General features: G+C 62.0%; 28 protein-coding genes and 1 pseudogene. 16 read left to right on the plus strand and 13 right to left on the minus strand.

Annotated elements, in window-relative coordinates:
* Window positions 1-100: 100 nt before the first annotated feature.
* Window positions 101-631 (plus strand): annotated as a pseudogene (locus CLU91_RS22775) (nicotinate phosphoribosyltransferase); the annotation flags it as partial.
* Between the two features lie 25 nt (window positions 632-656).
* On the opposite strand, the gene CLU91_RS22780 reads toward CLU91_RS22775, so the two are convergent.
* The gene (locus tag CLU91_RS22780) at window positions 657-956 is read right to left on the minus strand and encodes an antibiotic biosynthesis monooxygenase family protein (protein ID WP_100875935.1); all 300 of its coding nucleotides are present in this window, start codon (window positions 954-956) and stop codon (window positions 657-659) included.
* A 66-nt stretch (window positions 957-1,022) separates the two neighbouring features.
* Complete coding sequence (locus CLU91_RS22785) at window positions 1,023-1,358, minus strand: hypothetical protein (RefSeq protein ID WP_100875936.1); 336 nt, start codon at window positions 1,356-1,358, stop codon at window positions 1,023-1,025.
* Window positions 1,359-1,529: 171 nt separating this feature from the next.
* Here CLU91_RS22785 and CLU91_RS22790 point away from each other — a divergent pair, with 171 nt between their 5' ends.
* From CLU91_RS22790 to CLU91_RS22805, 4 genes are all read left to right on the plus strand, one after another.
* Window positions 1,530-2,111, plus strand: coding sequence for a DJ-1/PfpI family protein (locus CLU91_RS22790; RefSeq protein WP_099378854.1), 582 nt, complete (start codon window positions 1,530-1,532; stop codon window positions 2,109-2,111).
* A gap of 75 nt (window positions 2,112-2,186) precedes the next feature.
* Complete coding sequence (locus CLU91_RS22795; protein WP_100875937.1) at window positions 2,187-3,419, plus strand: GAF domain-containing sensor histidine kinase; 1,233 nt, start codon at window positions 2,187-2,189, stop codon at window positions 3,417-3,419.
* A gap of 38 nt (window positions 3,420-3,457) precedes the next feature.
* Window positions 3,458-4,105 (plus strand): response regulator, encoded by a 648-nt coding sequence (locus tag CLU91_RS22800; RefSeq protein ID WP_100875938.1) that lies wholly within the window; start codon window positions 3,458-3,460, stop codon window positions 4,103-4,105.
* A gap of 155 nt (window positions 4,106-4,260) precedes the next feature.
* Window positions 4,261-4,956 (plus strand): Crp/Fnr family transcriptional regulator, encoded by a 696-nt coding sequence (locus tag CLU91_RS22805; protein ID WP_034759676.1) that lies wholly within the window; start codon window positions 4,261-4,263, stop codon window positions 4,954-4,956.
* On the opposite strand, the gene CLU91_RS22810 is transcribed toward CLU91_RS22805, so the two are convergent.
* On the minus strand, window positions 4,953-6,143 hold the full coding sequence (locus CLU91_RS22810) for an MFS transporter (protein ID WP_100875939.1): 1,191 nt from the start codon (window positions 6,141-6,143) through the stop codon (window positions 4,953-4,955). The genes CLU91_RS22805 and CLU91_RS22810 overlap by 4 nt on opposite strands.
* A 91-nt stretch (window positions 6,144-6,234) precedes the next feature.
* Between CLU91_RS22810 and CLU91_RS22815 the strand changes: the two genes are divergently transcribed.
* Together CLU91_RS22815 and CLU91_RS22820 are read left to right on the plus strand one after the other, a co-directional pair.
* A complete protein-coding gene (locus CLU91_RS22815) occupies window positions 6,235-6,687 on the plus strand; it encodes a winged helix-turn-helix transcriptional regulator (RefSeq protein ID WP_100876878.1) in 453 nt (150 codons plus the stop codon).
* Window positions 6,684-7,901: a D-amino acid dehydrogenase gene (locus CLU91_RS22820; RefSeq protein ID WP_100875940.1), complete on the plus strand. Its 1,218-nt coding sequence runs from the start codon at window positions 6,684-6,686 to the stop codon at window positions 7,899-7,901. The genes CLU91_RS22815 and CLU91_RS22820 overlap by 4 nt, the downstream gene beginning before the upstream one ends.
* On the opposite strand, the gene CLU91_RS22825 is transcribed toward CLU91_RS22820, so the two are convergent.
* The 3 genes from CLU91_RS22825 to CLU91_RS22835 form a co-directional block, all read right to left on the minus strand.
* The gene (locus CLU91_RS22825) at window positions 7,876-8,955 is read right to left on the minus strand and encodes a hypothetical protein (RefSeq protein ID WP_100875941.1); all 1,080 of its coding nucleotides are present in this window, start codon (window positions 8,953-8,955) and stop codon (window positions 7,876-7,878) included. The genes CLU91_RS22820 and CLU91_RS22825 overlap by 26 nt on opposite strands.
* Before the next feature lie 67 nt (window positions 8,956-9,022).
* Complete coding sequence (locus tag CLU91_RS22830; RefSeq protein ID WP_100875942.1) at window positions 9,023-10,057, minus strand: MerR family transcriptional regulator; 1,035 nt, start codon at window positions 10,055-10,057, stop codon at window positions 9,023-9,025.
* Window positions 10,058-10,126: 69 nt separating this feature from the next.
* Window positions 10,127-11,038, minus strand: coding sequence for a LysR family transcriptional regulator (locus tag CLU91_RS22835; RefSeq protein ID WP_100875943.1), 912 nt, complete (start codon window positions 11,036-11,038; stop codon window positions 10,127-10,129).
* Between the two features lie 97 nt (window positions 11,039-11,135).
* On the opposite strand from CLU91_RS22835, the gene CLU91_RS22840 reads away from it, so the two are divergent.
* Window positions 11,136-12,203: an SDR family oxidoreductase gene (locus tag CLU91_RS22840; RefSeq protein ID WP_100875944.1), complete on the plus strand. Its 1,068-nt coding sequence runs from the start codon at window positions 11,136-11,138 to the stop codon at window positions 12,201-12,203.
* Between the two features lie 116 nt (window positions 12,204-12,319).
* Here the strand turns inward: CLU91_RS22840 and CLU91_RS22845 are convergent, their stop codons facing one another.
* The 3 genes from CLU91_RS22845 to CLU91_RS22855 all read right to left on the minus strand — a co-directional run bounded on the left by CLU91_RS22845 (window position 12,320) and on the right by CLU91_RS22855 (window position 14,325).
* Entirely contained in the window at window positions 12,320-13,264 is a 945-nt protein-coding gene (locus tag CLU91_RS22845; protein WP_198521387.1) for an SMP-30/gluconolactonase/LRE family protein, read from the minus strand.
* 63 nt (window positions 13,265-13,327) lie between these two features.
* Window positions 13,328-13,570 carry an Imm32 family immunity protein gene (locus tag CLU91_RS22850; RefSeq protein ID WP_100875945.1) on the minus strand — a complete coding sequence of 81 codons (243 nt, stop codon included), beginning with the start codon at window positions 13,568-13,570 and terminating at the stop codon, window positions 13,328-13,330.
* Between the two features lie 5 nt (window positions 13,571-13,575).
* Window positions 13,576-14,325 carry a hypothetical protein gene (locus CLU91_RS22855; RefSeq protein ID WP_100875946.1) on the minus strand — a complete coding sequence of 250 codons (750 nt, stop codon included), beginning with the start codon at window positions 14,323-14,325 and terminating at the stop codon, window positions 13,576-13,578.
* A gap of 250 nt (window positions 14,326-14,575) precedes the next feature.
* Between CLU91_RS22855 and CLU91_RS22860 the strand changes: the two genes are divergently transcribed.
* Window positions 14,576-14,818 carry a hypothetical protein gene (locus tag CLU91_RS22860; RefSeq protein WP_100875947.1) on the plus strand — a complete coding sequence of 81 codons (243 nt, stop codon included), beginning with the start codon at window positions 14,576-14,578 and terminating at the stop codon, window positions 14,816-14,818.
* 38 nt (window positions 14,819-14,856) lie between these two features.
* On the opposite strand, the gene CLU91_RS22865 is transcribed toward CLU91_RS22860, so the two are convergent.
* Window positions 14,857-16,008: a sensor histidine kinase gene (locus CLU91_RS22865; protein WP_100875948.1), complete on the minus strand. Its 1,152-nt coding sequence runs from the start codon at window positions 16,006-16,008 to the stop codon at window positions 14,857-14,859.
* A 180-nt stretch (window positions 16,009-16,188) separates the two neighbouring features.
* On the opposite strand from CLU91_RS22865, the gene CLU91_RS22870 reads away from it, so the two are divergent.
* Together CLU91_RS22870 and CLU91_RS22875 are read left to right on the plus strand one after the other, a co-directional pair.
* A complete protein-coding gene (locus CLU91_RS22870; RefSeq protein ID WP_100875949.1) occupies window positions 16,189-16,518 on the plus strand; it encodes a type II toxin-antitoxin system PrlF family antitoxin in 330 nt (109 codons plus the stop codon).
* The gene (locus tag CLU91_RS22875; RefSeq protein ID WP_100875950.1) at window positions 16,515-17,021 is read left to right on the plus strand and encodes a type II toxin-antitoxin system YhaV family toxin; all 507 of its coding nucleotides are present in this window, start codon (window positions 16,515-16,517) and stop codon (window positions 17,019-17,021) included. Before CLU91_RS22870 ends, CLU91_RS22875 begins: the two co-directional genes overlap by 4 nt.
* Window positions 17,022-17,073: 52 nt before the next feature.
* Here the strand turns inward: CLU91_RS22875 and CLU91_RS22880 are convergent, their stop codons facing one another.
* Together CLU91_RS22880 and CLU91_RS22885 are read right to left on the minus strand one after the other, a co-directional pair.
* A complete protein-coding gene (locus CLU91_RS22880) occupies window positions 17,074-17,442 on the minus strand; it encodes a hypothetical protein (RefSeq protein ID WP_232730847.1) in 369 nt (122 codons plus the stop codon).
* Window position 17,443: 1 nt separating this feature from the next.
* Window positions 17,444-18,019 carry a penicillin-insensitive murein endopeptidase gene (locus CLU91_RS22885; RefSeq protein ID WP_157814777.1) on the minus strand — a complete coding sequence of 192 codons (576 nt, stop codon included), beginning with the start codon at window positions 18,017-18,019 and terminating at the stop codon, window positions 17,444-17,446.
* Window positions 18,020-18,113: 94 nt separating this feature from the next.
* Between CLU91_RS22885 and CLU91_RS22890 the strand changes: the two genes are divergently transcribed.
* From CLU91_RS22890 to CLU91_RS22910, 5 genes are all read left to right on the plus strand, one after another.
* Window positions 18,114-18,953: a hypothetical protein gene (locus tag CLU91_RS22890; RefSeq protein ID WP_157814778.1), complete on the plus strand. Its 840-nt coding sequence runs from the start codon at window positions 18,114-18,116 to the stop codon at window positions 18,951-18,953.
* A 13-nt stretch (window positions 18,954-18,966) separates the two neighbouring features.
* Window positions 18,967-19,419, plus strand: coding sequence for an HD domain-containing protein (locus CLU91_RS22895; RefSeq protein WP_100875953.1), 453 nt, complete (start codon window positions 18,967-18,969; stop codon window positions 19,417-19,419).
* 204 nt (window positions 19,420-19,623) lie between these two features.
* Window positions 19,624-20,085, plus strand: a complete 462-nt coding sequence (locus CLU91_RS28005) for a penicillin-insensitive murein endopeptidase (RefSeq protein WP_157814779.1) — start codon at window positions 19,624-19,626, stop codon at window positions 20,083-20,085.
* A gap of 13 nt (window positions 20,086-20,098) precedes the next feature.
* Window positions 20,099-20,467: a hypothetical protein gene (locus CLU91_RS22905; RefSeq protein WP_157814780.1), complete on the plus strand. Its 369-nt coding sequence runs from the start codon at window positions 20,099-20,101 to the stop codon at window positions 20,465-20,467.
* A 23-nt stretch (window positions 20,468-20,490) separates the two neighbouring features.
* A complete protein-coding gene (locus tag CLU91_RS22910) occupies window positions 20,491-20,847 on the plus strand; it encodes a hypothetical protein (RefSeq protein WP_157814781.1) in 357 nt (118 codons plus the stop codon).
* 26 nt (window positions 20,848-20,873) lie between these two features.
* On the opposite strand, the gene CLU91_RS22915 is transcribed toward CLU91_RS22910, so the two are convergent.
* Window positions 20,874-21,293 carry a hypothetical protein gene (locus CLU91_RS22915; RefSeq protein WP_100875957.1) on the minus strand — a complete coding sequence of 140 codons (420 nt, stop codon included), beginning with the start codon at window positions 21,291-21,293 and terminating at the stop codon, window positions 20,874-20,876.
* Window positions 21,294-21,297 lie beyond the last annotated feature (4 nt).

Consider the following 21,297-nt stretch of genomic DNA (forward strand, 5'->3'; position numbering starts at 1 on the left):
AGTCAAGAGGTCAAACGTATAAGCGAAGGTGGCTACAGAGGATAGGTCAAACGTAAACACGTCGTAAAGCTGAGAAAAATTAATGAACAACTCCATCCTACATAAATACATGCAGTCATTCCAGTCCTTCGGCGTGCGCCTGCGCGACTTTCAAAAGGCGGCACTGGAAGACTGGGTGCAGGAATACCGCGGCGACTTGGGGATAGCCCTGACCGACGTGGTGGGCATGGATGCCTTTTTGGCCGACTTCGACCTGTATTTCGCCAAGCTGTTCGACGGCTTGCGCCACGATTCGGGCGACCCCGTCGAATGGGGCGAGAAGGCGCTGGCCCATTACGCGGCCCTGCGCATCGACGCCAATACCAAGCGCCTCGTGTTTTCCGACGGCCTGGACCTGGACAAGGCGTTCGCCCTGTACCGGCATTTCGCCGACCGCATCATGACGGGCTTTGGCATCGGCACCAATCTCACCAACGACGTCGGTTTGACGCCGCTCAACATCGTCATGAAACTGGTGCGCTGCAATGGCCAGTCGGTGGCGAAATTGTCGGATTCGCCCGGCAAGACCCTGTGCAAGGATGAAACCTTCCTCGCGTATTTGCGCCAGGTGTTTCATCACCCTGCGGCATGACGGCGGCAGGGCCGGCGCTGACGGCTTAAAAACCCGTCAGCACGGTGTTCATGTGCTCGACCTGGGGCGGGGCGGCAAAGAATTCGCCGACCAGGCCGCGCCATGCCTGGAAGTCCTCGCTGCCGCGGAAATGCACGGTGTGGTCTTCCAGGGTGCTCCAGCCGACCACCAGGCGGTAGGCATCGCCATTTTCGATCGAGCGCTCCAGGCGCATCGATTCGCAGCCGCGCGCGCGCTGGAACAGGGGCACGGCTTTCGCTACAGCCGCTTCGAAGGCGTCATGCGTGGCCGGTTTGATCTGGATGTGGGCAATTTCATAAATCATGGCAAGTTCCACTGTGGAATGAAGGAACGCTGATCTTGCCATAATTTCGCCGGGTGGGGGAAGGGGTCAGCTTGCCAGCGCAGATGTGCCTGCGCCTGGCCGCCGCCCACCCGCGTGGCTGGCCGTGCGCTGTTCGATGTCGCAGCCATTGCAAGCCTGCACGATGGCGTGCGCCCGTTCCTGCTCTTGTGGCGTGCCGATGGCCACGATGAGGCGGAACATGCCGCGCCACACCGCCTTGCCTTGGACGGGCACGGCTTCGTCGTCGACCGTGTCGAGCTGCACGGCGTGCGCGGCGAAGCCATCGTCGAGCAGGGCGCTGCGGGCCTGCTGCGCATCGCTGAAATGGTCGAAGATACGGATCAGGGCGGGTGAAAGTAGGGGGCTGGTGGCGGTGTGCATGGCCAGGCTTTCAGGTAGGGGTATCCGGGTTGGACCTGCCAGCCTGTAAATAATTCTGCCTCAGCCTGTAAAATCCTCGATCAAGGCGCGAAAATTTGATAAATATCCAGTATGGCTGCCAAGTCGCGCTAAGATACGCCTTGCGGGATCAATCTTTCATAGGAGAACTAAATGGCAGCGAAGAAAATTCTGTTTTTGACCGGCGATTTTGCAGAAGATTATGAAACGATGGTGCCATTCCAGGCCCTGCTGATGCTCGGTCATACCGTGCATGCCGTTTGTCCCGGCAAGAAAAGCGGCGAGACGATCAAGACGGCCATCCACGATTTCGAGGGCGACCAGACCTACACGGAAAAGCCGGGCCATCTGTTCACCCTGAACGCCAGCTTCGACGAGATCGATCCGGCCGACTATGACGCGGTGATGATCGCCGGCGGCCGCGCGCCAGAATACCTGCGCCTGAACGAGAAAGTCATCGCCGCCGTGCGCCATTTCGCCGAAGCGGGCAAGCCCGTCGCGGCCGTGTGCCACGGCGCGCAATTGCTGGCCGCCGCCGATGTCATCCGTGGCAAGCGCATTTCCGCCTATCCCGCCTGCGCGCCGGAAGTCAAACTGGCGGGCGGCACGTATGCCGACATCGCCGTCACGGACGCCGTCACCGATGGCCAGTTCGTCACGGCACCCGCCTGGCCCGCGCATCCGGCCTGGCTGGCGCAGTTCGTCAAGCTGCTCGGCACCGAGATCCGTTTGTAACCCGTTTGTAACCTTTACCAGCCCGGCAGGCCGCAGCGCTTGCCGGGCGCACCACTTTTCAGATTCGAGTTCTTCATGCATGCGCCGCGCAGTCAACCTTCCCGCAAACAACTTCCAGCGTCGCGCTGGCGCCAGCGCCGCCTGGCGCAAGCCGCATCGGGCCTGAGCGCCGCGCAGGAACGCCAGCTGGCCACCCTGCATGAGATTTCCACCCTGCTGGCGGGCCAGCACGCCATCGATGCGCTGTGCCGTGGCTTCCTGCGCCACGTGATGCAGTTCGCGCAGGCCGAAGGCGGCACCGTGCGCATCCTCGATCCGCAGAACGATACCGTGCACATCATCGTGCATGAGGGCATTTCGGACGCCATGGTGGAAGAGGAACACTGCATCCGCAATAACGATTGCCTGTGTGGCGCTGCCGTGGCGCAGGGCGTGATCCAGATCCGCGATTTCCGCCAGGTCGATGCGCTGCAGCGCTTCCGCTGCCAGGATGAAGGGTTTATCGCCATCGCCGTCTTTCCCATCCTCGCGCGCGAGCAGGTGGTGGGCAGTTTTTCGCTGCACTTTGCGCGGCCGCAAGCGGCCCATGCGCAGCAGCAGGGCTGGCTGGAAACCCTGGGCCAGAGCCTGGGCATCGCCATTGAAAACCAGCGCCTGATTGCGCGCGAAAAGGAATTCGCCGTGGCGCGCGAACGCAGCCTGCTGGCCGAAGGCTTGCATGACAGCATTGCGCAAAGCCTCAATTTCATCAGCCTGCAAGTACAGATGCTCGACGATTCCGTGCGCCGGGGCCAGCTCGACGAAGCGGCTGAAGTGTTGCCGCTGATGCGCATGGGCGTCGAGCAAAGCTACCAGGACGTGCGTGAATTGCTGGTCAATTTCCGCACGCGCTGGCATGGCAGCGACCTGGAAAGCAAACTGTCCGAAGTGCTGGCCAAGTTCGAGCTGCAGACGGGCGTCGTCGGCACCCTGGAGATGAGCGGCAACGGCGCGCCGCTGGCGCCGGAGCAGCAGTTGCAGATCCTGTTCATCGTGCAGGAAGCGCTGTCGAATATCCGTAAGCACGCGCAGGCGAGCAACGTGGCCCTGCGCGTGGACAACGGGCGCGATTTTGCGCTGCAGGTGCGCGACGATGGCGAAGGCTTCGCCGCCAACCTGCGCGACAAGAAAACGGAATTGCAGATTGGCTTGCGTATCATGCAGGAACGGGCCGAGCGGCTCGGTGCGCAATTTGCCATCGACAGCACGCCCGGCGGCGGCACGACGATCTCGCTGGCCTTGCCGGCAGCCCGGCGCCAGGCCGCGTAACAGAAGATTCATTCTTACCAGGTAAAAGATACAAATACGTGAACGCTCCAATCAAAATCCTGCTGGTCGACGACCACACCTTGCTGCGCAGCGGCGTCAAGCTGCTGCTGCAGCGCAATCCTCTATTCCAGGTGGTGGGCGAGGCATCGAACGGGCTCGACGGCGTGCGCCTGACGGCCGAACTGCAGCCCGACGTGGTGCTGATGGACTTGAACATGCCCGGCGTGACGGGTGTCGAGGCGCTGCAGCTGATCTTGCAGGACATGCCGCAGATGGTGGTGCTGATGCTGACCGTGTCCGAAAACGCGGCCGACCTGGGCGCGGCCCTGCGCGCGGGCGCGCGCGGCTATTTGCTGAAAAATATCGAAGCCGAGCAGCTGGGCCAGGCCATCTGCCGCGCCGCCGCCGGCGAATCCGTGATCGCCGACGCCATGACGGCCAAGCTGGTGTCGCAATTTCGCGCGGGGCAGAACGCGCCCCAGGCCGACTACGACAAACTGACGCCGCGCGAACGCGAAGCGATGGCTTGCCTGGCGCAAGGGCTGAGCAACAAGGAAATCGCGCGCCAGCTCGACGTGGCCGAAAGCACGGTGAAAATCCACGTGCAAAACATCCTCAAAAAGCTTAAGCTCAGCAGCCGTGTGCAGATCGCCGTCTATGCGGTGGAGCGCGAACTGGGTAAATAAATATCAAACAATGCGCAAATAAATGGCAAAAAATGCGCGATTGTTTGATCTGCATGGCGTTCCGGCCTAGACAACCCTAGTTCCTTTGACGTATGGCCTTGACGGTGCCTGCGCATTACACTCTTAGTCATTCGCTAATCTAATAAGAGAGTGTCATGCATAAGGTCAACGTCGATGGCTTGCTATCGAGCCAGGCTCTGTTCCGCCATATTTCCCCTTCGCAATTAGAGCAATTGCGCCAGGATGTCGTGCGCGTCGAAGTGGAAAAAGGCAAAGTGCTGTTCCGCAAGGGCGAAGTGGCGGAAGGCGCCTATGTGGTGGTCTTCGGCCTCGTCAAGCTGAGCGTGTTTTCCATGGAAGGTACCGACAAGGTACTGGAACTGATCCGTCCGGGCCAGAGCTTCGGCGAAGCCATGATTTTCCTCGATGAACCGTATCCGTTCTGCGCCGAAGCGCTCGAGCACTGCCTGCTGCTGCGCATCCCGCCGCACGCGCTGCTGCGCCTGCTGGACCAGTCGCCGCGCATCGCACGCCAGATGATGAACAGCCTGTCGCACCACCTGATGGGTTTTATCCGCAACGTGGAACGCTGCTCCGTGCAAAACGCCACCCAGCGCGTGGTCGAATACCTGCTGCAGGCGTCGGACCAGCAGCGCTCGAACGAGGTCAAGCTGGACCTGAAGAAAAGTCTGCTGGCATCGTTCCTGAACCTGGCGCCCGCCACCCTGTCGCGCGTGCTGCACCAGTTGACGGACTTGCACCTGATTAAAGTCAGCGGTTCGCTGATCCAGATCCAGCCCGACGCATTGAAGACGTATCGCCATGGTTCCGCCACGGCCATGCTGAACTAAGTTTTTTCAGCAGGCAAGGTCAGCCGCCAGAACAGCAGGGCGAGCAAGCTGACCGCCGCGCCCAGCGCGCACACCGCATGCCAGCCCGCCAGCGCATACGCGCTGGTGGCGGCAATCGCCCCGAGTCCGCTTCCCACCGCATAAAACAGCATGTAGCACGCCACCAGGCGGCTGTGCGCGTCGCTATCGTCCTTGAAAATCAGACTCTGGTTCGTCACGTGGATGGCCTGGCCCGCCAGGTCCAGCGCGATGATGCCGACGATTAAGGGCCACAGGGCCGCGCTCGCAAAGCTCAGTGGCAGCCACGCGGCCAGCAACAGCAACAGGGCCGCACCCGTCGTCCACTGTGCGCGGCCCTTGTCGGCCAATGCTCCCGCACGCGCCGCGCCCAGCGCGCCGATCACGCCGACCAGACCAAACGCGCCGATGGCCGCATGGCTGTAGCCTTGCGCCGTCAGGGGCAGCACCAGGGCGCTCCAGAAAATATTGAAGACGGCAAACATCAGCAAGGCCAGCATGCCCCGCACGCGCAGCACTTTGTTGTGCAGCAGCATGTCCAGCATGGAAGCGAGCAGGGCGCCATACGCCAGCCGTTGATTGGATGGCTGCGCCGGCGGCAGCTTGCGCCACAGCAGCAACAGCAGAGCGCAGGCGATGGCCGCCGAGACGAAATACACGGCGCGCCAGTCGGCCAGATCGGCCACCACGCCGGACAGGGTGCGCGCCAGCAGCAAGCCGATCACCACGCCACCCTGCGCCATGCCGACGACTCTTCCCCGCTCATGGCTGGCCGCCGCGCTGGCCGCATAGGCGATCAAGCCCTGCGTCATGGCCGTGCCCAGCAAGCCCACCAGCAGCATGCCGCCCAGCAAGGCGGCCGTGGAACGGGCGCAGCCCAGCGCCGCCAGGGTGATGGCCAGCATGCCCAGCTGGAACAGGGTCAGGCGGCGCCGGTTCAGCATGTCGCCCAGGGGCACGAGCAGCAGCAGGGCCAGCGCGCAGCCGATCTGCGTGGCCGTGATGACCATGCCGCTGGCCGCCTCCGTCATGCCGAATTCGTGCGCCAGGGTGGCGAGCAAGGGCTGGGCGTAATACACATTGGCCACGCTGAGGCCGGCCGCCGTGGCAAACAGCCAGACGAGGGTAGGAGGAAGTGCTGTCGTGATGGGAGTTGTCGTATCGCGCATGGGAGGTCAATTAAGTGGTTTCAAATTAAAACCAGTTGGAGTCTACGCCGGGAAGTTTTAAAATGCAACCAGTCAATCCTGGAGTATGCCCGTGGCCAAGCGCAAGAGCCTGAAAACCGATCCCTGTCCCGTGGCGCGCGCGCTTGACGTGATCGGCGAGCGCTGGTCGCTGCTGATCGTGCGCGACGCCTTCGACGGCATGCGCAGGTTCGGAGAGTTCCAGAAAAGCCTGGGCGTGGCGAAGAACATCCTGGCCGACCGCCTGTACACCCTGGTGGAAGAGGGCATTTTTACGGTCGCCCCCGCCTCGGACGGCACGGCCTACCAGCAATACGTGCTCACGCCCAAGGGGCTGGCGCTGTTTCCCGTCGTCGTCGGCTTGCGCCAGTGGAGCGAGGCGCAATTGTTTGAACCAGGCGAAGCGCATTCCACCCTGCTGCAACGCGGCTCGGGCTTGCCCGTGCGCAGGATCGACGTGCTGGCCGAGGATGGCCGCGTGTTGCAGGCGGACGACACGGTCGTGCACAAGGTGTCGCCGCAATGACGCGGGTGGCTGTGCTGGGCGGAGGGATTACGGGCGTGACGACGGCGTATGCGTTGGTCAAGCGGGGCGTGGACGTGACCCTGATCGAACGCCACCGTTACGCGGCCATGGAAACGTCGTATGCGAACGGCGGGCAATTGTCGGCCTCGCACGCGGAAGTGTGGAACCACAAGGCAACGATACTGAACGCCCTGAAATGGATGGCGCGGCGCGATGCGCCCTTGCTGCTGCATCCCTGGCCCAGCTGGCACAAGCTGAGCTGGTTTGCGGAGTTTCTCGCCGCCATGCCGGACTATGAGCGCAACACCATCGCCACGGCGCGCATGGCGATCGCCGCGCGCGCACATTTGTTTGCGTGGGCGCAAGCGGAAAACATCGACTTCGATCACCGCCGCGCCGGCATCCTGCACGTGTATCGGGACCAGGCCGGCTTCGAGCGGGCGGCCGGCGTGTCGCGCTTGCTGGCCAAGGGCGGCTTGCAGCGCCGCGCCGTCACGCCGACGGAAATGCGCGCCATTGAACCAGCCTTGCACGGTGACTTTTACGGCGGCTACTACACGGACAGCGATTCCACGGGCGACATCCACAAGTTCACGAGCGGCCTGGCCGACGCCTGCGTGCGCCTGGGCGTGGCGTGCCGCTATGGTGCACAGGTGACGGCGCTGGCGCGCGAGCACGGCAAGGTGCGCGTCTGCGTGGGCGAGGGCAGCACGGTGTTTGACGCCGTCGTCGTCTGCGCGGGCACGGCCAGCCGCGCCATGGCGGCAAGCCTGGGCGACCATGTCAACGTGTATCCCGTGAAAGGTTACTCGATTACCGTGCAGCTCGATGACGCCGCCAGCCGCGCGGCCGCGCCACAAGTCAGCCTGCTCGACGACGCGACCAAGCTGGTCAGCAGCCGCCTCGGCGAAGACCGGTTAAGAGTGGCGGGCACGGCTGAATTCAACGGCGTCAACTATGACATCCGCGCCGACCGCATCCGCCCGCTGCTGCAGTGGGTGGAGCAGTGTTTTCCTGGCATTAATACGCGCAAGGTGGTGCCGTGGGCGGGCTTGCGCCCCATGCTGCCGGCCATGCTGCCGAAAGTGGGGCCGGGCAAGGCGCCGGGCGTGTACTACAACACGGGCCACGGCCACCTGGGATGGACCCTGGCGGCGGCCACGGCGGAGATGGTGGCAGAGGCGCTGCTTAATTCTTCGGCAGCAGATCGCTGAGCGCGGCGCGGCCCTTGACGGTGAGGAAGGGGCCGACCTTGCTGTACGGTAGTAAAAAGTCGTTTTCGCAGCCGCTGCCGTTCGGGTCTTGCCAGAACGATACGCCTTCCGGTTTCAAGGACAGGTGGAAGCGGCCGCGGCCGTCGTAATCCGTGCCCTTGCATTCGGCGTCGATGGTCACATTTTTAAAAAGGGCCTGGCGCAGGCGGTCCGGCAATGCGGCCTTGTCGTCGCCACCGCTGGCGCTGGCGCCAAACCAGTTCCACACATCCGTTTCCTGGCCCGTTTTCACGTCCCAGGTGCGGAACTTGATGGAAATGCCGCTGGCGCCATAGCCGGCCGCCCAGCGGTAGAACTTCACCGTCACCCAGCGCGGCGACCAGTAGGTGGGATCCGCATACACTTCGTCTTCTGTCGTGAAACCGTTGCGGCCCAGGTATTCGCGGCGCGTGGCATAGAAATCGGCCAGGTCTTGTTTGTTCTTCGCCAGCACGGCGCGCAGCTGCGCATTGATTTTTGCCACGCCGTCGCCGGGCGCCATCAATTCCACCGTGATGGTATCGCCCACTTGCAGATTGCGGTATTGCTTGCCTTCGAAGGTGACGGGTTTGCTGACCTTGGTGGCGGGAAAGTCTTCCAGCGCCAGGTTGTAGGCGTCGCTGGCGCAGGATGGATGGTCGCGGTCGCCTGCCGCTTCCAGCAGGGTCAAGGCCAGGGGCAGGGTCTTGCCGTTTTTCGGGGCCGTCCACGTGCCGGTGAGCTTGCCACCTTGCGGCGCATTCAATGACCATGTGCCCGTCGTATCTCCCTTGGCATCGGATTCGCTCCAGTCGCTCTTGCCGTTCGGCTTGGCCAGCATGATCGGTGTCTTGTAGCGCGTGTAGTAATAATTGCCGCTGCGGTCAGAGCCTTGCGTGGGACTGGGCTGGTTGAAGCAAGCGACGATATTGGCCTTGCCCAGCGTGCCCTGCCACACCCCTTGCACGGGCGCATCACCAGCCATGGCGATATGGAAGGCGGGCAGGGTCAGGCAAGCAAACAGAAAGCGGCGCATCGGTTAATCCTCTCGTGGGCGAAGGCCGATTCTACATGGCCGCGCCCACGAAATGCCGCACGTCAAGCTATGCGCCGGGGCGCTCCTGCGCCACCACGGCCATCGCCGCTCCCAGGTATTGCAGCATGGCGGCGTCGACGAAGCTGCCTTCCATCAGACGCGGTTCCTGCTGGTGCGCCTGGCGGAACTTCAGCTGCGTGGCCGGGTCCGTGCCCGCGTAGGAGCGGAACAGCTCCAGCCACTGCCGCGCCAGTTGCAGCACGGCCGGATCGGTGGGCGGCGTGCGCGCATCGATGGCGGCGCGCACGGCGGCGATCAGGGCTGGCCACTCGCCCGAGCGCTTGCCGTAGTTGGCGAGTAAATACGCATACTCCTGCTCATTGAGGAAAGGCCGGTACAGCGCCATGCGCGAGGCATTGAAAGCGGCGAGGATGAATTGCATCAGGTCCGCATCGATGCTGGTCGTCGCTTGCATCGACGGTTCCTGCGCGTGCATGTCGTTCAGCCGCGCGAACAGGCCCGGATGGGCGCCCGTGTCGCGCACCAGCTTGACCATCCATTGCGTGGCCAGCGCTTGCGCTGGCGCATCGTTCGGGTTGGCGCCCGCATCCCTGGCGGCGCGCACTCTCGCTACCAGTTCTTTCCATTCCTGTTCCACGGCGCTATCTGTCAGCAGCGGCAGTTGCTGCAATTCTTCTTGACTAAAATATTTGTCGTACATGGTCATCAACTCCATAGTAGTGAGCCACTCGGCCAGTTCCGGCGCCTGCCCCTGCGCCAGTTGCGCCTGCAAGGTGCGCAGGCGCTCGCGCAGGGTGGACGCCTGCGCGATCTGGCGCTCCAGCATGGCGATCTGCTGCGCCACGATGGAGGAGAGCGGCAGATCCGGGCCGGCGAGTGCGTTGGCGATATCGGCCAGCGACAACCCGAACTTGCGCAGCGCCATGATCCGGTGCAGCCGGTCCATGTCGCCGTGCTGGTACAGGCGGTAGCCAGCGGGCGTGCGCGCCGAAGGCGAGAGCAGGCCGATGCTGTCGTAGTGGTGCAGGGTGCGGATGGTCAGGCCCGTGAGCCTGGCCAGTTCACCGATTTTCAACAGCATGGCGTACTCCTTTCCTGGTGCGTACACACAGCATCGATCCTGACGTAACGTCAGGGTCAAGGGAAATGTTCAATCGATCGTCAGCCGTTGCCGCAATTCCTGCAGCAGGGTGCCCGTTTTTGGCGTCAGCTGGCGCGCCAGCGGCCAGGCCAGGTACAGGGGCAAGCCTGGCGTGGCCAGCTGTGGCAGGACTGCCACGATGGCGCCCGTCGCCAGGTGTTCCTGCACCAGCCAGGTGGCCAGCTGTGCCACCCCCAAGCCAGCCAGCACGGCGGCCGTGCGCGCCTCCGCGTCGCCCACCGTCATGCGCGGCGACGCCAGGCGGTATTCCACTTGTCCACCGTCATCGCCGGGGAACAGCCACGGCATGGGCGAGCCGTCGCCGCGTCCGTAGGCAATGCAGTCGTGCTGCTCCAGATCCGTGATGGAGGCGGGCGTGCCGCGCCGCGCCAGGTAGGCGGGCGCCGCGCACAGGATCAGGCGTTCCTCGCCCAGGTGCATCTGTCCCAGCGCGGCCGGCCAGTGCGAGGGCGCGCCGATGCGCACGGCGATATCGATGCGTTCCTCGAACAGGTCGACGAAGCGGTCGCTGAATGCGATCGACGGCTGCAGCTGCGGATATTTTTCGCACAGTTCGATCAGCGTCGGCATCACGCGCAGGCGGCCATACGATGCGGGCACGCCGATGCGCACCTTGCCGGCCAGTTCCGCCGCGTGTTCGCCCAGCACGTCTTCCGCATCCATCAGTTCCTGCAGCACGCGCTTGCAGGTGGCGTAGTAGGCGCGGCCAGCGTCGCTCAGTTTCAGCCGGCGCGTGCTGCGCTCGAACAGCAGCACGCCCAGCCGTTCTTCCAGCCGCGCCACGCTTTTGCTCACGGCTGAGCTGCTCAGGTGCAGGCGCTCGGCCGCCCTGGTAAAACTGCCTGCGTCGGCCGTGGCGAGGAAGGGCGTGAGGCCCTTTAAATGTTCCGATGAAAACATGATCCGCGAATTTTTTTCATGAATAGAGTGAAATAGTATCGCGGATAAGAATTTTGGTCGCGGATATGATGGGTTTTTCTTTCGGAGGCTTTCTAACATGCAAAAACACGCCCTCATCATCGGCGCCAGCGGCGTCATCGGCAGCAAGCTGGCCACGCATCTGCTCGGCGAAGGCTGGCAGGTAACGGGCGTTTCGCGCGGCCGCACGCCCGTGCCTGCCGGCTGCGCGGCTCTGCCGCTCGATGCGACGGATGGCGCTGCCGTCGCCACCGCCCTGGCGGACATTGATGCCAGTCACGTCTTTTTTACAGCCTGGGCGCGCCAGGCCAACGAGCAGGAAAACATCCGCGTCAACGGCGCCATGGTGGCCAATGTGCTGGCCGCGCTGGGGCCGAACGGTCGCTTGCGCCACGCGGCGCTGGTGACGGGTCTCAAGCATTACCTGGGACCGTTCGACGCGTATGGCCAGGGAACAGTGCCCGTGACGCCATTTCGCGAAGAGCAGGGCCGCCAGGACGTCGAGAATTTTTACTATGCGCAGGAAGACCGCCTGTTTGAAGCGGCCGCGCAGTACGGCTTCACGTGGAGCGTGCACCGGCCGCACACCATCATCGGCTATGCGCTGGGTAACGCCATGAACATGGGCCTGACCCTGGCCGTGTACGCGACTCTGTGCAAGGCCAGCGGCCAGCCTTTTGTGTTTCCCGGTTCACCCGCGCAGTGGCACGGTTTGTCCGATATGACGGACGCGGGCCAGATCGCGCGCCACTTGGCGTGGGCGGCGGACAGCCCTTGCGCGCGCAATGAAGATTTTAATATCGTCAATGGCGACGTGTTCCGCTGGAAGTGGCTGTGGCCCCGCCTGGCCGCGTATTTCGGCATCGCGGCGGCGGATCTTCCGCAGACCATGGCGCCGCTGGCCGGTCGCATGCAGGATGCGCCCGCGCAATGGCGTGCCATTGCGCAGCAGCACGGCCTGGCGGAGCTTGATGTCGGCCGTCTCGCTTCCTGGTGGCATACGGATGCCGATCTGGGGCGGCCGATGGAAGTGATGACGGACATGGGCAAGAGCCGCAAGGCGGGCTTCCTTGATTATCAGGATACGCAGGATGCGTTTTTCAATCTGTTCGAGAAATTGAAGGCGGAACGCGTCATTCCGCGCTGACCCGGTCGCGGCCAACCATGTTGTCGGCTTACGCCGTTCCGGCTAAACCGACCTACCGGGCCATCGTGGTAGTGCGTAGGTCGGCTTAGCGCGCAAGCGCGTAAGCCGACATGCTGCTATTCGGGCTTGCGCCGCTCCTGCGCCCGCTGCCATTCCAGCCCCGGCCTATCGACGCGAAATTGCAGCAGCCGCCCCTGCACCACTTCCGTCACGTAGGCCGTGCGGCCATCGGGGCCGCCGAAGGTGATGTTGCTGGGCTTGGCGCCGGGCACGCTGATCTCGCGCAGGATGCGGCCCTGCGGCGAGAGTTTGACGACGCTGCCCTTGCCGTAGCGCGTCACGTACAGGTTGCCATCGACGTCCACGCGCATGCCGTCCATGCCGAAATCGTCGAACTTGATCAGCAATCGCTTGCCGCTCAGGCTGCCATCGGCGGCGATGTCGTACATCCAGATATTGCGCTGCACGCTTTCATTGACATACAAGATCTTGCCGTCCGGGCTGACCTCGATGCCGTTGGCCGTGCCCATGGTGTCGAGCGCCAGGGTCACCGTGCCGTCTTGCGCGATGCGCCACACGCGGCCCGTGTTTTCCTTCCAGTTCGGGTCGCTCGCATACAGCACGTCGTCGGCCGTGATGGCGATGTCGTTCGGCTGCGTCATGCGCGGTTCGCGCGCGTGGATGGTCAGCGCGCGCGTGGCCGGGTCGACCAGGTAAATCGTGTGCTCCATGTAGTCGGCCAGATACATCTGTCCGCGGCTGCCGAAGCGGATGCCGTTGGCGATGCTGGTGCCGGGCAAGGTCAGGTACACCTCGCCAGTGCCGCCGGGGCTGACCTTGCCGATGGTTTGCTGGCGCGCAAAGTTGACGGCATAGATATTGCCATCCGCATCCACGGCCGGCCCTTCGATGCCCTTGGTAAAGGAATGCGCGGGCGTGAAGGTGGTGGCGAGGAACAGCGTTTCGTGCGCGGGCTGGCTGGCGCAGGCGGACAGGCTGGCCAGCGCGGCGGCCAGCACGGCGGTGCGCAGCGCCGGCAGGGCGTATCGGGTATGGAGCATCAGTGATCTCTGTATGGCAAAGGTGGCGTATGGTACCCGACGCGCGCCGGCCGGGGCGCCTGGCTAGGCGGCCACCACGACGATGTCGGGGAAGTCGTCTTGCCAGCCGGCCCATTCGTCTTGCAGATGCGCGTGCATGCCGGGGCTCTCTTGCGCCTGCTCAAAGGTGTCCGCGCTGGCCAGCAGAAAATGGGCGATGGCGCGCAGGGTGGCCGGGCCGGCCTGGATGGTCACGTCGGAGCAGGGCAGCGGACGTTCTGTGGCCTCGTCTTGCAGGTAGCAGTGCAGCGATAAATGTGTGGTCATGAGGTTCAGTTGTTGATGTAGGCGCCCAGCATGGCGTGTGCGTTCAGTGCGGCGCGGGCCGCGTCCAGTTCTTCGGGCTGCAGGTACCAGAAGAGCCAGCCGGCATGGTCTTCACAGCGGCCGTGGGCTTGCATCGCAGCGCGCAGCGCTTGCCGGCGCTCGGGCGGCAGCGCATCCAGTCGGGCTTGCGTAAAACCATTGATGGGATAGACATCGCGCAGGTGCGCATCTTGCAGCCCGCGCCGCTTGATGGCGGCCCAGTTATTTGCGGGGCAAGGAATGCCAAAGGTCATCGGATGGGCCTCGTCGAGCTGCCGGTAGCCGAGCGCGTAGCCGGTGCCATAGCCCTGCGTTTCAGCGTAGCAGTACATATACTCGCAATGCTCGAACAGACCGGCTATGGCCCGCGCAGCGTCGAACAACGGCGCCAGCGCAAGCTTGCTGGCGCGTATGGCCAGCACGAACAACGAGCCCGATGAATACACGACAAGCGCGTCGCAGTTGGTGGCCTCGTCGGCTTCGTCGGGCGGCACGATGCGCGGTGAAAACAGCTCGATGCTGTCGGTCTCTGGCGCAAACAGCATCTTCTCGTAATTTCGCTGTGAGAACTTGACGACCTTGCCGCGCTTGTTGCCATAGCGCTCGACGGGTTCGCCGATGTGTGCGAACCAGGCAAACAGCTGGGCGCTGGCTGCGGCGGCGATGAAGGGGCTATCTTTCTTGAATTCGCCTACCAGGAAGTGATATTGATCCATGTGTCGTCAGAGTAAATGGGCAACGCGCATGATGCCATGTGCCGGCAGCTGGCGCTAGCGTGCGCACCGCAGGGATGGCGTCGGACGGGCGGGATGGAAAAAGATGCGCGACTGGACGGCGCAATGGCCGGCTTGAGGCGTATGATGGAAATACGGATGTGGTTGCCGCAAGGCAGTGCGACCGGCATGGACCCCACATCTTGCAGGTTTTTTTTCGTGGTTTTGGCAGCAATGACAACGAGGAGACATCATGGACAAACCCGAATTCATCCTGGCCGCCAAGGCCATGGAAACGCTTGAGATGTATCAAACGTTTTATGGTCACTCCAGCGAATACCAGGCGCACCAGCAGGAAGTATTGAAATTGCTGCGCCACAAGGGTGCCTCCCTGCTCGTGTCCGAGCATGGCCCGGCGAAGTTCCTGCTGGCCTTTGCTGATGCTCTGGAGGTGTCGAACTTGCCGGGCGAGTATGTTCCGCTCAGCCGCAGGTAGGGCGAACCCACCCCGCCCCGGCAGGTGAGCGCGTGCGGCTAGCCGTTCGCTCCGTCGTTCAGCGATACTCTGGGCAGGCGCACGGTAAATATCGTGCCGCTTTCCAGGCTGGACTCGGCGCCGATGGTGCCGCCATGCGCGCTGGCGATTTCACGCGCGATAAACAGGCCCAGGCCGATACTGGTGGCGTTGGGCGCCTTGTGGTCGTCGGAAATGGCCAGCTGTACCAGCGGATCGAAAATGCTCTTCAGCGCAGCCTCCGGGATCTGGCGGCCGAAATTCTTCACTTGCACCACGGCCGTATCGGCGTCGCCGCAGGCCGAGATGCTCACCGGCTGGTCGTCGGTCCGGTATTGCGCGGCATTGTTGAGCAAATTGGAAAACAGCTGGGCCAGGCGGGCCGCATCGAAGTCGCCGATCATCTCGCCCGTGGTGCTCAGTTCAAACTTGCACTGCGGGTGAGCGGCCGAGGCATCCTCGACGGCTGTCTTGCAGATTTCCCCCAGGTCGCCCAGGCTGGGAGAAATGGGCATGCGTCCCCCCAGTTGCGTCCTGGCAAATTCCAGCAGATCGTTGACCATGGTGGTCATGGTGGCCGCGCTGCGGGCAACCCGTGCCCCGATCTGCACCGTGGAAGCGGAGGTCGCGCTTGGCCGGCTCAGCAGCGCACCGGCCATCGTCATCGTGCTCAGCGGACTGCGCAGATCGTGGCTGAGGATGGCGAGAAAAGTATTGCGGGTGCGGTCGCTCTGCTGCGAGTAGCGTATCGCCGATTCCTGCAGCGCCTGGTCGATCGCTTCATTGAAGCGCAAGATGTCGTCCGTCGCCGTTTTCGTCGTCACCGACACCTGTGCCATCCACAAACGCAGAACGCTGGCCCGCATCGCGCGAAATTCTGCCGTCAGTTGCGGCAGCGTGAAGCCGATCTGCTGGCGCAGCGAACCATGCGTGGCCGCTGCCGTTTCCTTGCCCGTGATTTCCGACACGCCCGTGGTCGATTTCTTTTTCCGCTGCGCCGCGTTCTCGATGACATCCATGTCGCGCACGATGGTTTCCAGCATCTGCTTCGCATGATCGCGCAATTCGGCTTTCGAGATGGCGGCGCCAGGAATGGAAAGCGACCTGGCGAAGAGTTCCCACTCTTGCAGGATCGGCTCCAGATGGCCGGTAATAAAGCGCGATAGTTTCACTGTGGGCCAATGCGGTGATGGAAGAAGCGCCAGTGTACGCTGTTGAGGTGAGGGATGGCGGATTGGGGTCTGCTCCGGGTGTCATCGACGTGTGACCCAGCAATTCAAGTGCAGGTAAGGGCATTGACTTGGTAATGCACTCGCATTACCATGTGAGTATCCTTGTAACCGGAGAGCATCATGTCCGCTAACCACGACATCGAATCCACGCTGACCGACCGCTACCAGACCACTGTGCCGGAAACCGTGCGTCGCGCCTTGCGGTTGGGCAAGCGGGACAAGATCCACTACGCCGTTCGCCCGAATGGCGAAGTGGTCATGACGCGCGCCGACGCTTCTGCAGGCAATGACCCGGTGCTGGGGCAGTTCCTGGGCTTCCTGGCACGCGACCTCGCCAGTCATCCTGAACGTCTGATGGCTGTGGATGCTGCCCTCGTCCAGCGCCTGCGAGCGCTGGTAGGTGATGTCGAAGTCGAGCTCGATGTTGCCTTGCCTGCGGACGATGAATGAGCACGGACAAGACTGCGCCGCTGGTCATTCATGGATGGACAGTATTTGTCCATCCTCTATTCCTTGCGCAGATTGAGGCGCTGGTTCTGCAGGTCGAGTCGCTCAAGCAGAAGGATCCGGTCGGCTACGTGAAGAAGAATGCCAGCAAGCGGCTGGCCGCTATCACCAGGTTGGCGTTCGATGTCATTCCACAAGATCCCGCACGCCCCGAGTATCGGCAAGGCGGTACACTCGGCGATGCGCATAAACACTGGTTCCGGGCCAAGTTTTTCCAGCAATACAGACTGTTCTTCCGCTATCACGCAGCTGCCAAGGTACTCGTGTTTGCATGGGTTAATGACGACGACAGCAAGCGTGCCTATGAGAGCAGCGAAGACGCTTACCGCGTGTTCCGCAAGATGCTGGAGGGTGGGCATCCGCCCGATGATTGGGATATGTTGCTTGCGGAGGCCAGGGCCGAGAATGCCCGTCTGCGGAGCTTGCTTGCAGGGATTGAGGAGTAGGTAGCGATTGTTGCAGGCTGGGCTGGGCTAAGGCCTGCTCACCCCAGGCAACCTAGCAAATCGATCCAGCAATGCTTTTGCCACTGCGCAAGTTAAAGCCGAAGTGGCAGCTATAGCCGTCATGATCCCGGACACAGGAAACATTTTCCTTGTCGCGTTGCCGATAACCTTTCTCCAAACTGCAGCGCTCTTTCGAGTCCGGAGCCATGGAGTCAAACATGTCCTTGGCCACGGTCCCCGTGACCATGAAAGAAATCTTGCGTTCATGCGGTGTGGGCGGCTGTTGCTCGCCCAAGGTATTCGAATAGATCAGATAAGAACCCTTGAACGGTTGGTATTCGCCCCAGTCGCTGTTGCCAGCAGCATAAGCCAGTGAAAACACGGTGAGGGCGCCGAACGCCATAGCCCACAGTTTCTTCATGTCAGGTACTCAGTTCCAGGTGAAAGTGATGGTCGTGATTCTTGAATGGCGTCACGAGAGGAATGCCGGTATCGTTAAACAGCACCCTGCGCACACTGGCATGGGCGCGAAAAAGTGCGATGAGCTTTGCCGTCGCGGTTTGATCGTATTCTTTGTTGTACCAATATACTGGAATGGGCAGGCCATCTTTGCGCAATGGACGAATGTCCACCTCCAGTCCGGATTTGTGCGTTGAGTGTTCCCCATACGCGGTTCCGTTAGCCAGGCTAATGTTGCCGATGCCAAATTTCCGCGTATCCGACGCTTGCCATTCACGCTCGACATACAGCAGTGTCATCATCATGTTTGGGTGCGCATATTGGCCCGCCCCCCTGCCGGGAGTGCCATAGACGTAATACCCGGCATCTTCCGGAGCCTGGGGCAGGATGAAAAACCCGCGCTTGTCTCTGGGCTGAACTTCAAGCATGGTCGACTCCGCCAGGCGCAACGGTGGGGGTAACTGGCATTGTTTCGTATTTTTTTCCACCGGGAATTGCGGTATCGCAAACAATGGCGAGCTGGAGCCGGATTTGTCCATTGCTCTCGGCGGCGCGTGCGCCAGCCTTGTCCATGTAGAATCGGCAACCTACGGATCGATGTATCCGCCCCTTCATTGCGGAGTACGCTTGAGCGTGACACAAACATTGCAAACCTGGCTGCAAGCCTGGCGGGAAGCCTTCACGTGCGTCGGCCTGGGACTGCGCGATGCGCGGCATGCGGGACTGTGGTGGCGCTCCGCGCTGTGGTGCATGGCGGTCGTGGCGCTGTGGCTGGGACTGTATAGCTGTTTCGGCCGTTTCTTTGTCGAGCTGAGCGCCATGCTGGCGCTGGTATCCGTCGCCGGCTTGCTGGGCCTGGGCGTGATGGATGGCGTCGGGACACTCGCCAACGGGCCGGCCACGCTGTCGCAGATGGGCAATATCGCAGGCGGCCTGGGCAGCGCCGCCAAAGCCCTGCTGTCGATCGGCCAGATCGCCCTGGCGCTGCTGGCGCTGGCTGGCTTTTTCTATGTGATGGTCTTTATCGTCGGCGCCATCGGCACGGCGCGCTTGCCGTTGCGCTGGCTGTTGCTGGAGCGCGCCAAGGCTGTGGCGGCGCGCCGCTATGCCGCGGGGCAGCCGCCGGCCAGCCTGGATGCATCCTCCGCGCGCCCTGTCTGGCGGCGGCGCCTGTTGCTGCTGCTTTCCCTGCTGATTCCCGTGTGGGCCATGTGCGTACTGATTTCGTACTTGCTGGCCTGGAATGTCCAGATGGTCTACGGCGCGGCAGCCGACAAGGTGCTTGGCGCGGAACAGCAAGCGGCGTTGCGCCGCGAACAGCGTCCGGCGATTTTTGTCCTGGGATTGCTGTTGTGTTTGCTGATGCTCGTACCGGTCCTCAATTTACTGGTGCCAGCCTTGCTGTGCAGCAGTGTTTGCCATTTGCAGCGCCGCGGCTGGCGCGCAACGGCGTCACCAATCAAGGTGCAGTGAACAAGGAGTGAACATGAGTGAACACGCAAGACGCGGCACCCTGGAGCGCGCGATTGAAATTGCCGCCGCCATCCATGCCGGCCAGACGGACAAGGGCGGTGCGCCGTACATACTGCACCCCTTGCGCGTCATGTTGCGCGTCGCCCCCGGTGCTCAGCAGATCGTTGCCGTGCTGCATGACGTGGTGGAAGACAGCGATGGAAAAATCACCTTCGACGACCTGGTGCGCGAAGGATTTTCCCGGGAAGTCATCGACGGCGTGCGCGCCGTGACCAAGATCGACGGCGAGTCCTACGAAGCGTTCATCGCCCGCGCGGCCTTGGACCCGGTCGGCAAGGCCGTCAAGCTGGCGGATCTGGCCGAGAATAGCGATTTGTCGAGGATAGATAGGCCGACGCAGAAGGATCTGGAGCGGGTGGAGAAGTATCGGCGGGCGATGGAATATTTAAGGGGTGAGGTTTTTTAACTTCGAAATGGCGCAACGCCATCGCTTCAACTGGCAACAAGTCCACCAACGTACGGACCTTTGATCCTTCGCAATGCTCAGAAAATGCATAGCGGTAAGAATTGTCGAGCGCAGATTTCTTTGCGAACGTGCAAGGAGTCCTGCCAAGGGGGCATCGTGCCATTGGTTTGAGCTGAGTCCGGGATTTTACATTCAGGAGTACGCATGCTGGAATTGCAGCCAAAGGATGGACGCGGCTATTTCAATCTTCCGCAACGACCTGAAGGCGCGGGATATTACACCCACGGGACGCCGCCGAATGGCGCCGGCCAATATGCGCATCCCAAACTGCTTTCGCTCCTGTTTTTGGTTGAGCATCAATGGCAAGGCATCGATAGCCGGAAAATTGGTTTCGGAAATATCAGCCTGGCTGATGGTGTTCCCTACAGTGAACATAAAAGTCATCGAAGCGGAAAAGACGTCGACGTCCGATTGCTTCGCAAAGACAAAATGGATAGTCCTGTAACAAGGTTTGACTCTCAGTACGACCGCGATGCCACGGCCCAGTTAATCCGCATATTTTTTGAATTCAGCTTTGTCCACGTTATTTTTTTTAATGATCCCACTATTCCCCGGGTAAGACCCCTCATACGGCACGACGACCATTTCCATGTCACGATCAAGTAGCAAGGCAGATGATATGAAACGCCTTCTCGTTGTTTTTCTTCTTCTTGTTTTGGCTACGGCCATGGCCCAATCCGCTCCAAAATGGTTATTTTCTTACCAGTCATTCAAAGGCCGCTATGCGATTTATGGTGGAAGCCTGAGCGATCCGCAGCCGCCGACCAGGAAAGACAAACGCATCGCGTTCTGGATCGACGGCAAGGCGGCGAAACAGCTATTTGATGCGATGGGGCCCGACTTGCGCAATGCGTGCGGCGTGGATGGCGAATATCGATTGCGCCAGCGGGCCGAAGTGAGCTGCTCCTACCATCCCCGTGATGGCCATCATTGCGACTTCGGCTTTGATCTGCTGACGGGGCGCAGCATCGGCGGCTCCATATGCTGAGGCGCGCCAGCCTGCCAGGCGTCATGCTACTGTGTCTGCTGTTGGCGCACCAGGCTCGGGCCGTATGGGAGTTTGCAGAGAGGAATTTTTCAGCTTCGTACGCGATCTATGGCGGATATCTTGACGAAGCCGTCGCCCCGGTTGCGGGCGATACCAAAGTCGCGTTTCGTTTGACGGGAGCCGCTGCCAGAGACATGTTCGACGCCATGGGGCCGGATTTGCCCAATGGCTGTCCTGATCCGCAAATACGCATTCGCCATCGTGACATGCTGCTGTGCCGATATCGGCCAAAGGATGGCCACCACTGCGATTTTGGCTTTGATTTGTCGACGGGGTTGAGTATCGGAGGAGCGGTTGGTGGGGCGGTGTGTGGCGAGTAGTGGGGGCGGCGGTGGGCCTTCAAGAGTCACCGGGTGCGAGCAAGCGCCTTGCGGATGGCCTGCTCGACGGGGCGGTCTATCAGCGCCAGGACGATCACCACGGCAGCGGTAACAATCAGTCCCTCCAGTAAAGCAGGATCCGGAAAAAGTCGCTGATTGGCGATGGCGGCAGGTACCGTTGCACGCTTCCAGAGAAGCAGCAGCAGGGCGGCGCCAGCGGCGAGCAGCATGGCTGGACGACGATGGTGCAAGCGGGCGATTTGTCCCGTCAGCAGCAACGCGATACCCCACGCAAAAGGATAGGCGCCGTGGTCGAACAGGATCATGCGCTCGTCATAGTAGACGCCGGTGTACCACGCAAAACGGGAGAAGCCGAAAAGACCATAGACGACGAGGGCCACAGCCAGCACGAGGAAACCGGAGGAAAGCAGGCGCGCAATTTTCATGGTT

It is taken from the genome of Janthinobacterium sp. 64 (genome assembly GCF_002813325.1).
In the GTDB taxonomy this organism is placed as follows: domain Bacteria; phylum Pseudomonadota; class Gammaproteobacteria; order Burkholderiales; family Burkholderiaceae_D; genus Janthinobacterium.

Coding starts and splice junctions, on each gene's coding strand:
- CLU91_RS22780 (WP_100875935.1), bottom strand. CDS start 956: ATGATTTATGAAATTGCCCACATCCAGATCAAACCGGCCACGCATGAC.
- CLU91_RS22785 (WP_100875936.1), bottom strand. CDS start 1,358: ATGCACACCGCCACCAGCCCCCTACTTTCACCCGCCCTGATCCGTATC.
- CLU91_RS22790 (WP_099378854.1), top strand. CDS start 1,530: ATGGCAGCGAAGAAAATTCTGTTTTTGACCGGCGATTTTGCAGAAGAT.
- CLU91_RS22795 (WP_100875937.1), top strand. CDS start 2,187: ATGCATGCGCCGCGCAGTCAACCTTCCCGCAAACAACTTCCAGCGTCG.
- CLU91_RS22805 (WP_034759676.1), top strand. CDS start 4,261: ATGCATAAGGTCAACGTCGATGGCTTGCTATCGAGCCAGGCTCTGTTC.
- CLU91_RS22810 (WP_100875939.1), bottom strand. CDS start 6,143: ATGCGCGATACGACAACTCCCATCACGACAGCACTTCCTCCTACCCTC.
- CLU91_RS22820 (WP_100875940.1), top strand. CDS start 6,684: ATGACGCGGGTGGCTGTGCTGGGCGGAGGGATTACGGGCGTGACGACG.
- CLU91_RS22825 (WP_100875941.1), bottom strand. CDS start 8,955: ATGCGCCGCTTTCTGTTTGCTTGCCTGACCCTGCCCGCCTTCCATATC.
- CLU91_RS22830 (WP_100875942.1), bottom strand. CDS start 10,057: ATGCTGTTGAAAATCGGTGAACTGGCCAGGCTCACGGGCCTGACCATC.
- CLU91_RS22835 (WP_100875943.1), bottom strand. CDS start 11,038: ATGTTTTCATCGGAACATTTAAAGGGCCTCACGCCCTTCCTCGCCACG.
- CLU91_RS22840 (WP_100875944.1), top strand. CDS start 11,136: ATGCAAAAACACGCCCTCATCATCGGCGCCAGCGGCGTCATCGGCAGC.
- CLU91_RS22845 (WP_198521387.1), bottom strand. CDS start 13,264: ATGCTCCATACCCGATACGCCCTGCCGGCGCTGCGCACCGCCGTGCTG.
- CLU91_RS22850 (WP_100875945.1), bottom strand. CDS start 13,570: ATGACCACACATTTATCGCTGCACTGCTACCTGCAAGACGAGGCCACA.
- CLU91_RS22855 (WP_100875946.1), bottom strand. CDS start 14,325: ATGGATCAATATCACTTCCTGGTAGGCGAATTCAAGAAAGATAGCCCC.
- CLU91_RS22860 (WP_100875947.1), top strand. CDS start 14,576: ATGGACAAACCCGAATTCATCCTGGCCGCCAAGGCCATGGAAACGCTT.
- CLU91_RS22870 (WP_100875949.1), top strand. CDS start 16,189: ATGTCCGCTAACCACGACATCGAATCCACGCTGACCGACCGCTACCAG.
- CLU91_RS22875 (WP_100875950.1), top strand. CDS start 16,515: ATGAGCACGGACAAGACTGCGCCGCTGGTCATTCATGGATGGACAGTA.
- CLU91_RS22880 (WP_232730847.1), bottom strand. CDS start 17,442: ATGAAGAAACTGTGGGCTATGGCGTTCGGCGCCCTCACCGTGTTTTCA.
- CLU91_RS22885 (WP_157814777.1), bottom strand. CDS start 18,019: ATGGACAAATCCGGCTCCAGCTCGCCATTGTTTGCGATACCGCAATTC.
- CLU91_RS22895 (WP_100875953.1), top strand. CDS start 18,967: ATGAGTGAACACGCAAGACGCGGCACCCTGGAGCGCGCGATTGAAATT.
- CLU91_RS28005 (WP_157814779.1), top strand. CDS start 19,624: ATGCTGGAATTGCAGCCAAAGGATGGACGCGGCTATTTCAATCTTCCG.
- CLU91_RS22905 (WP_157814780.1), top strand. CDS start 20,099: ATGAAACGCCTTCTCGTTGTTTTTCTTCTTCTTGTTTTGGCTACGGCC.
- CLU91_RS22910 (WP_157814781.1), top strand. CDS start 20,491: ATGCTACTGTGTCTGCTGTTGGCGCACCAGGCTCGGGCCGTATGGGAG.
- CLU91_RS22915 (WP_100875957.1), bottom strand. CDS start 21,293: ATGAAAATTGCGCGCCTGCTTTCCTCCGGTTTCCTCGTGCTGGCTGTG.